This is a genomic window from Ruegeria arenilitoris, from assembly GCF_013032445.1.
Taxonomy (GTDB): domain Bacteria; phylum Pseudomonadota; class Alphaproteobacteria; order Rhodobacterales; family Rhodobacteraceae; genus Ruegeria; species Ruegeria arenilitoris_F.
In genome coordinates this window covers 1-13561 of sequence record NZ_WQCA01000047.1, presented here as the reverse complement: position 1 = coordinate 13561, position 13561 = coordinate 1, and the positions used below count along the sequence as shown (strand labels likewise).

The 13561-nt window shown below is 55.4% G+C and carries 10 protein-coding genes and 1 pseudogene; 4 read left to right on the top strand and 7 right to left on the bottom strand.

Annotated features, from left to right (window positions below; all coding sequences use genetic code 11):
* The first annotated feature begins 28 nt into the window (after nt 1-28).
* Nucleotides 29-736 (top strand): annotated as a pseudogene (locus tag GOW98_RS24480) (IS6 family transposase).
* 97 nt (nt 737-833) lie between these two features.
* On the opposite strand, the gene GOW98_RS26425 reads toward GOW98_RS24480, so the two are convergent.
* Genes GOW98_RS26425 through GOW98_RS24460 form a run of 4 tightly spaced genes read right to left on the bottom strand, consistent with a single transcriptional unit; the run spans nt 834 to nt 5375 of the window.
* Nucleotides 834-2174, bottom strand: coding sequence for an MmgE/PrpD family protein (locus tag GOW98_RS26425; protein WP_170337063.1), 1341 nt, complete (start codon nt 2172-2174; stop codon nt 834-836).
* The gene (locus tag GOW98_RS24470) at nt 2175-2525 is read right to left on the bottom strand and encodes a cupin domain-containing protein (protein ID WP_170337061.1); all 351 of its coding nucleotides are present in this window, start codon (nt 2523-2525) and stop codon (nt 2175-2177) included. It abuts the gene before it with no gap.
* A gap of 13 nt (nt 2526-2538) precedes the next feature.
* On the bottom strand, nt 2539-4185 hold the full coding sequence (locus GOW98_RS24465) for a choline dehydrogenase (protein WP_170337059.1): 1647 nt from the start codon (nt 4183-4185) through the stop codon (nt 2539-2541).
* A complete protein-coding gene (locus tag GOW98_RS24460; RefSeq protein ID WP_170337057.1) occupies nt 4182-5375 on the bottom strand; it encodes a M24 family metallopeptidase in 1194 nt (397 codons plus the stop codon). The genes GOW98_RS24465 and GOW98_RS24460 overlap by 4 nt, the downstream gene beginning before the upstream one ends.
* Nucleotides 5376-5691: 316 nt before the next feature.
* On the opposite strand from GOW98_RS24460, the gene GOW98_RS24455 reads away from it, so the two are divergent.
* Complete coding sequence (locus GOW98_RS24455; protein WP_170337055.1) at nt 5692-6663, top strand: LysR family transcriptional regulator; 972 nt, start codon at nt 5692-5694, stop codon at nt 6661-6663.
* Between the two features lie 289 nt (nt 6664-6952).
* Here the strand turns inward: GOW98_RS24455 and GOW98_RS24450 are convergent, their stop codons facing one another.
* Both GOW98_RS24450 and GOW98_RS24445 read right to left on the bottom strand, forming a co-directional pair.
* Nucleotides 6953-10096, bottom strand: a complete 3144-nt coding sequence (locus GOW98_RS24450) for an efflux RND transporter permease subunit (RefSeq protein WP_170337053.1) — start codon at nt 10094-10096, stop codon at nt 6953-6955.
* A 12-nt stretch (nt 10097-10108) separates the two neighbouring features.
* The gene (locus GOW98_RS24445; protein ID WP_170337052.1) at nt 10109-11185 is read right to left on the bottom strand and encodes an efflux RND transporter periplasmic adaptor subunit; all 1077 of its coding nucleotides are present in this window, start codon (nt 11183-11185) and stop codon (nt 10109-10111) included.
* Between the two features lie 171 nt (nt 11186-11356).
* On the opposite strand from GOW98_RS24445, the gene GOW98_RS24440 reads away from it, so the two are divergent.
* A complete protein-coding gene (locus tag GOW98_RS24440; protein ID WP_170337050.1) occupies nt 11357-11998 on the top strand; it encodes a TetR/AcrR family transcriptional regulator in 642 nt (213 codons plus the stop codon).
* Between the two features lie 260 nt (nt 11999-12258).
* On the opposite strand, the gene GOW98_RS24435 is transcribed toward GOW98_RS24440, so the two are convergent.
* A complete protein-coding gene (locus tag GOW98_RS24435) occupies nt 12259-12732 on the bottom strand; it encodes a cupin domain-containing protein (protein WP_170337046.1) in 474 nt (157 codons plus the stop codon).
* An 80-nt stretch (nt 12733-12812) separates the two neighbouring features.
* Here GOW98_RS24435 and GOW98_RS24430 point away from each other — a divergent pair, with 80 nt between their 5' ends.
* A complete protein-coding gene (locus tag GOW98_RS24430; protein ID WP_367646902.1) occupies nt 12813-13400 on the top strand; it encodes a TetR/AcrR family transcriptional regulator in 588 nt (195 codons plus the stop codon).
* Nucleotides 13401-13561 lie beyond the last annotated feature (161 nt).

Genomic DNA, 13561 nt, shown 5'->3' with positions numbered 1-13561 from the left:
GGGCAGGGCGGTTGCGTAGCGTTTGCCTATGACCAGACCTGCCTGTTTCAAGTGCTTTAAAGCCAGTCCCGAGATCATCCGCCTTGCGGTGATGCTTTATGTTCGGTTCTCGCTATCGCTTTGAAAGGTAGAAGACCTGCTGCAGGAGCGAGGCACCGACGTGAGCCACGAAACTGTCCGATATTGGTGGAACAGGTCTGGCCCGATGTTTGCTGCTGAGATAAGGCGGAAGCGTGTTCAGCAGCTGCGTGCGTTCTCCAAATGGAAGTGGCACGTGGACGAGGTTTTCGTGAAGGTGAATGGCAAGCGGCATTATCTTTGGAGGGCTGTTGATCGCGAAGGCGAGGTGCTGGAAGCCGTTGTCACAAAACGCCGAAACAAGGCTGCAGCACTGAAATTCCTCAGGAAATTGATGAAGCGGCACGGTTGCGCCGAAGAGATCGTCACAGACCGCTTCGCTTCCTACAAGGCTTCGCTCAGAGAAATGGGAGCGCTCGAAAAACAACAGACGGGCAGATGGCTCAATAACCGCGTCGAGAATTCGCACCTGCCGTTTCGACGACGCGAAAGCGCGATGCAGCGTTTCAGGCGCATGCGAAGTTTACAGAAATTCGCCTCCGTCCATTCCTCCGTATACAACCACTTCAACCAGGAAAGATCGCTGACCAGCCGAGACACCTTCAAGCTGACACGCACCGCCGCTCTTAGCGAGTGGCGTCAACTTTGTTCCGGATAGGTTCGCGGTTTCTGCGGCAAACTGAGACTGGTTAGAATTCGTCTGACAGCACCCTCCCCACTAACCATTTGTCTGTTGCTACCATCCAAAACGAACTTCAGTCGCCGAGCTTGCCGGATTGCGACCGCTGCAACAGCTTCATCAGGTTAGATGGTGAAGAGGCTTCGCCGGGATTGGACAGAATGTTCGAAATACTTTTGCGTGCTTCAGCATCAAGAACAGGCCCTGCAAAATGCTCCAGTTTTTCGATCAGTTCCTGATCGGTGAGAGGCGCGTCATGGTTCCCCCGTGCGGCCTTGAAGTCGGAACCCAATTGGCTGCCATCTTTTAACGTCAGTGTCACACGTGCATAGCGCTCTGCTGGAAAGGCTGAATTGCATTTGTCGTCCTCTTCTAAGCTCACCATGTCGACGAGAGCCCAGATTTCCGGTTGATCATAGTGGTCCGGCAACAAGTGATCAGGTTGGATCGTGCCAAATCGTGTGGCAAGCGCCACCGCGAGCGGCAGGCTGTACTGAGCAGCATCGCTGTCTTCGGGGCGACGTGTCGCCAGTTTTGTTGCTTCATGGAAGGTTGGCACCGTGATCTTTGTGATCTCGTCTCGCGGAATGTCATGGTCGCGCAGGACGGATAGGATCGCCTCGACCGGCGGATGTGCCCACCGGCAAACCGGGTAAGCTTTGAAATTGCTTTCAAGGATCCGCCAGTTTGCGCTGAGGTCGCTCCAGATGGCGTCGACTTCGGTCGCCTCAACGGTCATGGCAGGTGCCCCCGTAAACCCGTCTTCAGCCAGATCTGCGGCGGAAAGACCGGTCAGAGCCCCCCAGGAACTGCTATCCTTGACCATGGTGGGGTGCTCAATACAGCGCATCATTGGGGCACGGGGGCCATAGTATTCGGCAATACCCAGGGCCTGCCGAGTCTGCTCTTGGGACAGCTCCCTCAAACGGCTGGTAATGGCGGCACAGCCGAGCGCGTTCCAGGCCCCTGATGAGTGATAGTCAGGCGTGGTTGCATGCAGAGAAAGACCGGCGCGAATGGCGATTTCTTGACCCACGACGAGATGGCAGAGCAACTCGTCCATGGTGCACGTGGCATTTCTCAATTCGGCAAAAAGCGCGGGCACCAGTGCAACGCTTGCATGCCCTTTGCAAAGCTGGTGGCCGTCATGGGCATCAAGCGCATCCACGGTCGCTGCCCCAGAAAAGGCTAAGCCTACAGAGTTCACTGGGCGACCGTCGAAGGGCATCGGCAATGTGCCGGGATAGCGTTTGGCTGCGTGGTTCCGCGCGATCCGGCTGGGCTCGGTCATCGTACCAGCGGCCCAGACCGCCAGCGTGTCGACCAGGCAACGGCGCGCCATGTGAAGCACCTCCGGGGGAATCTGCGCCGGAACCAGACCGTGGATGAAGCCGGTGATTTTGTTGGGCGATGTCACTTAGCGATCCTGCCAACGCACCTGCTCGGCCCGTTTCGTGGCGGACATGAAGGTGTCGTGATACATGTAACTGTTGCAGATAGGCTCTGAGATCACCCATGAGGCAATCGCACCGGCCTGAACTGTCAAGGTATCGCCTGCCTGAATATCAACCGCTTCACCATCCGCGAAGGTTAGGACAGCGGCACCTTTGTGCACATACATGGTTACTGTCCGATCATAGTCATAGCTGAAGGCCGGATCGGCGCATTCCCAGATCTCCCAGCCATCAATTTTGCGTTTGGTGTCTTTAGTCGCCTTGCGGCGTTTGAAATGGGTCGAGTCAAGCAAACGTTCGGTCAGTCGTGTCATGTTCGGTCTCCAGTCAGACGGCGCGGTGATAGGGCACCGTTTCGGGGGGCAAAGGTTGTCGGCCAAGGATCATGTCAGCCGCTTTTTCAGCGATCATGAACGTAGCGGCGTTGATATTGGCGCTTGGCACGGCCGGGATGACAGAGGCATCAACGATGCGCAGCCCATCGATACCGCGGAACTTGAGCTCAAGATCAACCACGGCACGCGGGTCGCCATCGAGTCCCATGCGCGCAGTTCCGCAGGGGTGATAGGCGGACGACGCATCCTCGCGGATAAACTCATCCCAGTCTGCATCGGTCTTGACGTGGTTACCCGGCAGATCCTCGCGCACATGGAAGTCTTTGAACGCGTCCTGTGCCAACACCTCGCGGCCCAGTTTCAAACCTTTGCGCATTACGAGCCAGTCGTGGTCTGTCGCCAGATAGTTGGGATCAATCAGCGGTGCATCATTGGGGTTGTTCGTCGCCAACCGAACAGTCCCCCGGCTTTCTGGCCGCATGGGGCCAGCACCAAGGCGATAACCGTTCTTGGCCGGATCTGGGATCCAGTTTGGCCCGAACAGGATCGGGAAGAAGTGGAACTGGATATCCGGGTGTGTCGTTTCAGGTGTGGAGCGCAAAAAGGCCCCAACATGGCATTGGTTCACCGCTGCCACGCCGCCTTTCCAACCAAACCATTGGATACCGGCCCAAAGCATAAGATGTGGTTTGAGATATTTGTTCAGCGAAACGGGTTTGTCGGTTTCGACCTGTACATGGGCCTCAAGGTGGTCATGCAGGTTTTCGCCCACCATCGGTGCGTTGAAGACAACGGGTACACTGCGGTCGCGCAGATGCGCCTCGGGGCCTATGCCGGACAGCATCAGGATTTGAGGCGTGCCAAAGGCACCAGCAGAAAGGATGACCTCTCTATTGGCGCGTACGGTCTGGGTCTTTCGCCCCTTTGAGAACTCCACCCCTACCGCGCGGCCTTTTTCTACCACCACCCTCAGCACCTTGGCGCCGGTTGTGACCGTCAGGTTTTCACGCTTGGCCTGCGAATGCAGATAGGCGCGGGCCGAGGTGCTGCGATATCCCCCTTCGACGGACATTTCAAACCGGCTGACACCTTCCTGGGAATAGCCATTCACATCTTTGGTAAGAGCATGACCTGCTTGCTGCCCAGCCTCAAGAAAGGCAGCGTTCAGCGGGTTCAGATCCTCCATAGGCTGCGCTTTGACCCCAACCATGCCAGCATTGTTACGGTAATCGTCGGCCGATCCGTCTCGGCGCTCGGATTTCTTGAAATAGGGCAGGCAGTCGGCAAAGGACCAACTGTCGCACCCCTCAACCTCGGCCCAATCGTCGTAATCCCGCGGGTTGCCACGCAGGAAGGTCATGCCATTTATCGCGGACGACCCGCCAAGCGCCTTGCCACGAGGCTGGTCGATCTCGCGGTTGTTCAGATGCTTTTGCGGCGTGGTCTTGAACCAGTAATTGTACTTGCTGGTTGGTTTGAAGGCCGACCGCAGCCCAGCGGGCATCTGCAATATCCAATTGCGGTCATCGCCTCCATGTTCCAACAGCAGCACCGAATAAGTGCCGCCTTCGGAAAGCCGATGCGCCAGCACACAGCCCGCCGTGCCTGCGCCGACAATAACGTAATCATAGCTGCTCACAGGTAGTCGTCCTCGAAGGGGCAATCTGTCAGGGGCACGGGGCCGTCTTTGGTTATCAGCACTGGTTGTTCCAGCTTCACGCCCTCGTCCCCGCCCACCGGGCCGATATAGCTTTCGACACAGACGCACATACCCTCCTGGAAGGTGCCGGAATATTGCCAGGTCTCATGGTCCTCGGGGTAGTAGATCACAGGGTACTCCACGCCGAAGCCAATGCCGTGGATCATCTCAGCATAGCGGTTGGGCACATAGATGTCGTGCATCTTCCAGCTCAGCTCGCCGAACTCTTCAAAGGTCATTCCGGGACGCAGCAAAGCCATGTTGTGCTCCATCTGCTCATAGGCATGCGCATAAAGCACTCGCTGTTCGTCAGTCGGTTCGCGGTCTCCAATGACGAAGGCGCGGGTCTGGTCGGCAAAGACGCCATCCGGCCCGATCAGATCGCTGTCGAACACCAACATCTCACCGTTTTCGATCTTCTTGTCGGTGGATTCTGTGAACCACGGATTGGTGTGGTGACCCGACGCAAGCAACCGGGTTTCCTGATACTCGCCACCATGGCGCATATTGTATTCGTTCATTTTGGCCAGAAGAAAGTTCTCGGTCACGCCGGGTTCGGCAAAGCTGCGCATGTAGGCGATCGCATCGGTGCAGACCTGCATCGAGTTCTTGATGATCGCAACCTCGTCCATCGACTTGATGGACCGTGCCATTTCCATCGGGCCCTTGGCATCCTTCATCTTGATTCCGCGATGCTGCAACGCCAACATCGGCAAAAGGTCAGCCCGGTCGATACCCAGCGTCGCCCCGCGCCCACAGGTGCGATGCAGCAGGTCGACAATCTCGTCTGCCCAATTGTTGGCGTGTTCTTCGGCGCGATGCCCCGATCCGAAATAGTCCCAGCTCTTGGCCGGGCGGGTCTCCTGAATCGTTTCGAGATCGTCTGACAGGTGCTTAGCCCCGCCGTAATCGAACAGAACCACAGGTCCCTCGATGGGTACAAAGACGTAGCGGGACAAGTGGTGCGAGGTCCAAACCTGCATGTTGCGGCAACCGGTGGCGTAGCGCAGGTTGAGAGGATCGAACAGTACCGCCGCATCCATCTTGAACTGGGCCAGCAACTCGCGTGTTCGGTTCAGGCGATAGGCGCGCACGCGCTTCTCGTCAATGATGTTGGGTAGATCCAGCATAGGGCCCTCGCAGTTTGGGACTATTCCATATTGCGTCAGGATTTGTGGTTAAATCAAACAAAACAATCTTAATAAGTGCGTTAGAAAAATTGTTTCACAAGGCGCCACTTGAACGCTTGATCGCAATGTATTCGAACTTCGTGTATCGCGCGGAGGGCACACGTCTCTGCACCAGATCAACCAGCCCCCCCTCGTACAGTGCCCAAGCAGCAGAAGCTAAGGATCGATTGAAAAGGCACCAATCACGAGCATAAATCACCTTCTGGCCTGGCCTCCCCAATTCGACGGCACGCTCAAGTGCTTGGCCTGGTTGATCATGAGACGAAACATCTACTACAGGTTCAATTTGTTCAGGCATGCCCTTCCTCCCAGATTTTTCTCGCCAAGCGTGGCTAATTTCAGTAAATCAGGCAAACGAAAGAACTTTAACAGCTTATGTCGGATTTACTTAATCATGCCCCCTGCGCTTGATCTTGATCTCATCAAAACATTTCTAACTGTGATCGACGCAAAGGGTTTCAAACCTGCCGCCATACAACTGAACAAGACCCCAGCGGCCATCAGTCAGCAGATCAAACGCCTCGAAGAAATTCTTGGGAAACGCGTACTGGAGCGAAGCAATCAAGGAATCTCACTAACTTCAGCCGGAGAGGTGCTCAGGGCAAAGGGCCTGAGACTAATGTCGCTCAACTATGAGTTGCTTGGGGAGTTGCGGCAGGATGACTTGGCTGGGCCTCTCAAGTTCGGTGCTCCGACCGATTATGCGCCAACCTTGCTACAAAAGCTGTTGCCGATCTTTCAGCGCGAATTCCCAAGAGTGTCCCCGAGCATCGTTCTTGAGCCAAGCAGGTCACTTCGGCCAAAAGTCGCCTCTGGGGTTCTCGACATGGCCATTGTGGCGCGAGAACCTGATAGTGAAGAAGGCCATGAGCTCTGGACCGAAGAAATCACTTGGTTCGGGTCTTCGAAGAGTGAAAACGGAAAGGCGCGCTGCGGTCTGCTGACCACTGACTGCGTGCTGAGAGACGGTGCGCTTCGCGATCTGAGGGATGGGCGCTATGCTCATGAGTTGGTTCTGGAAGCTGCTACCGTTGCGTCCTTACGGGATGCGGTTGAATTAGAGTTTTGCCGCGCATTTCTTCCAGCTTCGGTTGCCGAAGGGTTCTCCCGGGCACAATCGACTGAACCCAGTTCCACATTGCAGTTGACTTTCTGCTTGATCGCCGGACCACGGTTTGACGAGGGCACCGCCGCGCAGGTGGCCAGGAAGTTCCGAAAGGTGTTGTAGGCGGACATACGGCGTCGTATGAACGAATGTCTGAAATGTGCCGTCATCACACATCCCAATAAGCTGACTTATCGGCAGCTTTTTTCGCCAAGCGGTCAATCGCGACAAATTCGTGAACGTCTGCCCCGAGCCCAAATCAACCGATGCTGCTCAGCGCACCAATGTCAGCGATGCGTAGAAACCAGACTTTGCAAAGTTCAGCGTGCGACCCATAGCAGAAATTGAACCTTGCTTCGAACAACGACGGCTTTGAAACATACCAACTCGCAAGGAGAAGTAGTCTCGATCCTCACTCCGCCACAAGCGCAACAATAGCTTCTTGAGGCTGGGAATGCTGGTTTTTTACCTCAAGCGGTTTGTCGAACTTTCCACGATACACCAACGCGAACACGGGTGGGGTGAAATAAAACGATACGACAGTCGACAACAGCACGCCCCCGGCGATTGCAACGGCGAATGGCGGCCAAAATGCTCCTCCAGCTATGATCAGGGGTAGGAAACCGCCAAAGGTTGTGATCGTTGTCGAGATGATGTGCCGACTTGAACCAGTCACAACGCGCGCCATGGCCGCTCGGTTGCCTTGGCTTGCGTCAACGTCTTGTTGCAATCCGGTTAGAATTATGATCGCCGCGTTGATCGAAACACCGATTGAGCCGATGACTCCAATGATCGCCGTAATTCCGAACGGGAATTGCATGACGGCCAGCGACAGCATTGAAAGGCCTGCAGACAAAACGCACACGACCAAGCTCACGAGCGTCAGCCGGAACGAGTTAAAGGTCAGAACGATGGTCGCGATGGAGAGTGTGACAATCAAACCAACAGAGGCAAGCAGATTGCCCACGGTGTTGGATCGGGCATCACTGTCGCCGCCTAAGGACATCGAATAGCCTTGCGGCAACACAAACCCGGACGCATCAAGCGCTTCTAGTATGTCCTGCAAAGCCTCTTCGGGTAAAACACCGGGTACGATAAACGCCTGTATGGTGTTTTCGCGCACGCCATCCGTTCGGGTTATAACGCTTTCCGCAGGTTCGAGCACCGGTCTGGCTAGTTCCGACAAAGGTACAGCGGGGAAAACTCCGATCGCGGATATGGCGGCAGCATTGGGCAGCAGGATCGGCATACTGACAATGGCGCTTAGGTCTGATCGCACCTCGTCGCCGAGACGAACACGCACCGGCAACTGTTCAGTCCCTTCGATCAGTGATCCACCGGTGATGCCAACAAGCGCCGTGTCCAGCTGACCAGCTATATCGGCCACGTCCAGTCCCAGCAGACGCGCTTTGACCTCATCAATCTCGAACCGGATTTGAGGGTTGCCGCCGTTCACGCTGGTGCGCGCCTGGGTTACCAGATCGAGATTGGCCATGACTGAACGCACCTCGTCGCCCAGATCTCGCAAAACCGTGATGTCCTGCCCCTGAATTTTGACTTCAACCGGTGCGGCGACCGGAGGGCCCTGAACAAGATTGCGAACGATGATCTGCGCGTCAGGAAAGTCGGTATCCAGATGGCTCTGCAACGCTCCGACAAGGCGGGCTGCGTCATCGGCCGTGTTGGTTGTGATCATGGCTTGTGCAAACCCAGGCTCACGTGAACGATTGCCAACGATGTTGTAGTAGAATGCAGGGCCGGATTCTCCGACCGTCCAGTAGACACTTTTGACGCCGTCATCCGCCAGCAGCATTTCATCGATCTGGCGGGCGGTTGCTTCGGTGGTGGCAATTGATGTTCCCCCCGGCATATCGACCTCGATATAAAATTGGTTGCGGTCGACGCCCGGGAAGAATTGCGCCGTCAGCGTTGGAAACGCTGCAAAGCCGAGCACTGGCAAAATCAATGCCAACGCAATGGATCGCACCGGATTAGTAACGGACAAATGAATAGAAGCCTCGAACATTCGTGCAAGCGGTGGGATGCTGATACCGCGGCTCAACATTCCTGCGTCGGGGTGATCTGAAAGTAACCAGCCCGCAATCGCCGGGGTCACAGTCAAGGCCACAACCAGGGACCAGACAAGCATAAGCACCACGGCTATAGCGATGGCACCGACAAAGTCGCCGGCGGGTCCCGGCAGCAAGATCATCGGTGTGAAGGCGAGCGCCGTTGTTACAGTCGACGCCAGCAAAGGCGCGGCCAAACGGCGAACAGCATCTCGCACGGCTGCAAGTCTCTCCATCCCATCCTGCAGACGGCGTCGAATTTCGTCGGTCATCACGATGGCAGCGTCAACGAGCAGACCTAGGGCAACAATCAGACCCGTCACGGACATCTGGTGAATTGGCAATCCAATCATGTTCATCGTCGCCAGGGTTGCCAATGAAACAACTGGCAATACCAAAGCCACGATCGCGGCCGCCCGAACCCCCAACGTGACAAACAAAACTGCCACGACCAGAGCCACGCCAATGGCCATGTTGATCCCAACCTCTGACAAACGATCCGTCGTGTACTGGCTTTGATCAAACAGCAGTAGTTCCTGCATGCCCAAAGGTATCGATGCAGCGCCGGCCTCAAGTTCATCCTTAAGAAAGCCTGTCCAGCGGTCGATCTGCACGCCGTCCTGCGCCAGAATCCCCACCAAAACGGAGGGCTTTCCGTTGGCAAAAGCGATTGAGGACTGCGGTTTGCGCGCGCCCCGGTCTACGCTGGAAATATCTCCGAGTTGCACCACGGCACCGTCTGCATTTTCTCGCAGAACAATGCTCCGAATGCGATCCAAAGTCTCAATTTCTCCGCTGACACCTATGGTAAGGTCGACATCGGATTGCAGCCGCCCAGACTGAACCTTCCCATCTGCTTCGACGATCCGCTGGGAAATCTCGGTTGCGCCAAGCCCAAGCACAGCGGCCTTGTCCATATCCACGCTTACGAGCACCTCTTCTTCTGGCTGACCGAAATAGTCGACGGCTCGTGTCGCAGGTATCGCGCGCAATCTATCACCCAGTGTTTCAGCATGACGTGACAGCAAAGTTAACGGGAAGTCGGGGTCGTCGGCCGCAACTGCAATGACAACGGAGTAGGCAGAAATACCCTCGGCATCGAACTCCGGCGGCAAAACTCCTGCCGGAAAGTTCTGGCGCGCATCTTCAACGGCGTCCCGAGCCTCGGCCCAAACCTGCTCAATGGTGGCTTTGTCTAGCGTTTCCAGCAATTCTACCGAAACGACCGACACGCCCGAGCGGGATACAGAACTGATCTCATCCACCTCGGCGATTTTGCGCAGCTCTTCCTCGATTTCTGCAGTAACTAGCGCTTCGACCCGTTCTGGGTCTGCACCCGGGAACTGTGTCGTTACCGTTGCGAAGAGGTTGGTGATCGTAGGATCTTCCTGCCGCCCAAGCGATAGGAACGAAGACAGGCCTGCAGACACAAGCACCAAAATGATCAGGGCGACCAGTCGGGGATGGCGAAAGGTAAGAGTTTCCATCAAATCGCTCCGTTACTCGCCAGTGTTGAAGACAACGCGCTGACCAACGCTGACTCGCTGCGGCCCCTGATCAATCAAGACGGTGCTTTCCAGAAACGCGCCACGCACAAAGACGCGGTCATCTTCGGCATGTAGCACTTCGACAGTCGCCAGGCGCACAGTCTTTTGCGCGTCGGCAACGAGCAGTGTCCATTGCCCGCGAGTTCCTTCCTTCAGAGATGTTGTAGGCACCCAGGTCCCCGCACTTTGGACGGGATCGAGTACATGCACCCGTGCGGTTTGTCCGAAAGCAACGTCCGGCGCGTTCTTCAAACCGAACAGCGCAGTGCGGGTTCGGGTCACCGGGTCGATATCGGGCCGCAAAGTTGCAAGCTCAGCCTGATAGCTTTGACCTGCAATTTCGATTTCAACGTCAGTCAGCAGCGCCGGATCAACATCGAGAGGGATACCGATCCGAACCTGCGGCGACACGACCTCGACCATACCCAAAACCAACTCGCCCGAGCGCAGAGTTTCACCGCCATCCACGTGTCGCGCGGTTATTTGACCGGCAAACGGAGCCTCGATACTGGATTTTTCGATCCGAACGGTCACATCACGCAAGGCAGCATCTAACTCGCCAATCCTGGATAGCAATTCATCCTGCTGAGAAACGGCCTCGTCCAAACGGGCTTGACTGGTAAAGCCTTCTTCAATGAGTTTCGCGTTTCGCTCGACTGTTTTCTTTGCAAATGAAAGTTGGGCTGCAATGGCGTCACGTGATGCTGTCAGACGGTCGCGTTCGACCTCCAGTAGTGCGATGTCCAGTGTCGCAAGAAGTTGACCCTTGGCAACCTCGTCACCCTCATCCACCAGAATTTGGTCCAGCGTCCCGTTCAGTTCGAAAGAGATATCTGCCGAACGCTGAGGTTCGACCTGCCCGATGAACACACGGTCGACTGTGTAAGCGCTCTCGGACGTGATCGGTGTCACGGACACCGGTGTCACAGCGGCTGCATCTGGTGCGGGTACAGCGTCCGCTCTACGGGTGAGCTCGGATGCACCAAAGTAAACGGCGGCCGCTGCAACGGCCATAAAACTGACGGTCACTCCCAGGCGCACAGTGCCGCGCAACACACGTGCAAGTAGGCTCGGTTTGGTCGCTTCAGTAGATGAATTTGCAGGATTCGGCATTTGGGGACCTCATCAAGTTAGCGTCTCTAACATATGTTAGAAGTTCTCACTTTGACAAGAGATACGTGATCTGGCACATGTTGGATCATGAGCAGCACCGAAAAAAATCATCCGACAAGCAGACAACCGGCTGGTCTATCCGTCAGCAAGAAAGCCTATCATCACGGCGATCTCCGCGCTGCACTGATCGAAGCAACCCGACAGTTGGTTGAAGAAAAAGGTCCGGACAGTTTTTCTGTATCCGAGGCGTGCAGACGCGCGGGCGTATCAACCGCAGCACCTTACAAGCACTTCAAAGACAAGACAGAAATGCTGGTCGCCACTGTCCTTGAGGGAATGGATCGGCACCGAGACAAAATGCTGGCAGCGCTAGAAGGCGTTCCTGAAGGATCTCCCGAGCGCATTACTGCCATAGGAATGGAGTATATTGCCTTCGCGTTAAATGAGCCCGGGATCTTCAGACTGAAATTTGGCGGCTTCACAGACCGTATTGCGGACCTCCGGTTGGAGGAAGGCGGCCAGCAAAGCTTCGGGATTCTTTTGACTGAGGTAGCAAAGTGTCTCGGTGAACCGGGAATCACAGACGAAGTTCGCCGCCGTGGTTTTTTGTTGTGGAGTTTCGTGCACGGGCTGTCCTTCATTCTGCATGACAAAGGGCTTGCGGAGAAAGGCGAAGAGTTCGATCTTCATACCCTTCTTGAGGACGTTTCGGAAAGAATGCTGAGTTGAGCGCTCTCACGCCGAAACGAACTCAACCAAGCACTGATAGCAGACGATCTAAGCCGCTATCACGCCTACGCCTAAACGATTGCTCTGGTTCACATAGAAGACATTTTTGGAAAGCGTCGCGAATGTCCGCTATCCAGAATCGCAAGGTCTCGTCGTGAATGTCGGCTTCGGGTTGAGCCAGTATTTCAAGTTAGGGTGTGCGGCAGAAGCTTTGTTCCAAAGCCTCCGTTTCGCAACCCGGAGTTATGCACGCGCGTTCGTTAGCTGGGAACGTCCGCAGGCGCCAGGATCGTCATTCCCACTCGACCTGCCACGGCCATGATCGCCGGAATGTCTGGTGGTCCATCTGGCGCCGGAATGTCGGTCGTGCCGTCAGGCATTGCTTCACCGGCTTCAGTAAAAAAAGTGTCATGCATCGCACCGGGGGCGTTTATGCAAAGTAACCGGCCAGGCCGCTCCCCGGTGCATGTAAAGGCGTGCACTGCGCCGTCCGGAACCTTAACGAAGTCACCACATTTGACGTTGACTGTCTCGCCATTCAAAAAGAACTCGAATTCACCATCGAGCACATAGAAGCTCTCGTCTTCTCCAGCATGATGATTGGGCGGTGCACCGGCACCTGGCGCCGTCTTTATCTCGACGATTGTGCAACGATCCCCTGTCTCACTGGGAAAGGCATGAAAGGTCAAAAGGTTCCCAAGAAGATGATAAATTCGCGGGCGAGGTTCAGTCATAACTGCGACTCCCTTTACTTGAAACATACTGCTCTTATGATACATATATCTACTTATGAGACAAGTGTATCACAAAGGGCTTGGAATTGGCGCCTCGTACAAATCAAATCAACCGAACGCGAGAAGCACTTCTTTCGGCTGCTCGTGAACTGATGTCGGAAGGCAAGGAGGTGACGCTCGCCAAAGTCGCTGAGCGCGCCAAAACCAGCCGAGCGACCGTCTATCGTTACTTTTCTGACCCAAGCGTTTTGGCTTTGGACGCGACGCTTGATCTAGACGTCATGCCAACGTCAGAGCTTCTCAAGGGACTGGTTGACATCAGGAGCCGCGTACACAGGGTCGCACGCTATTATCTGGATTTTTCACGGGTTCACGAGGCCCACTTCCGGCAGTTTCTGGCTGAAACACTCAAGGCATCACTTGAGGCTGGAACGGTCAAAATGCGTGGTGCGAGAAGAGTGGCGGCCTTTGCCGAAGCTCTTTCACCAGCTCACCCATTCATGGAGTCAAAGGAAATTGACGTTCTGGCGAAGCGATTGTCTATGACGACAGGAATGGAACAACTTATTATCCTTGAAGACATCTTGCGTGTGGACGAAGCAACAGCTCACCAACTTCAAGAAGGGGTGGTCGACGCGCTGCTGGATCGATACGTGCCGAAGTTTTGAGGCGAATTTAAAGCGCTGATTTCATCCATAAACTACCGGCAAACAAACGCCAGTTTGATTCCGCTTTGGGCTGGTATCAGTTAACCTTGCTGGACGAAGTCAGCAGGTTAACTGCGTTCAAAGCTACATTTCACCAGTGGTTCAATCAGATACCAACTGAC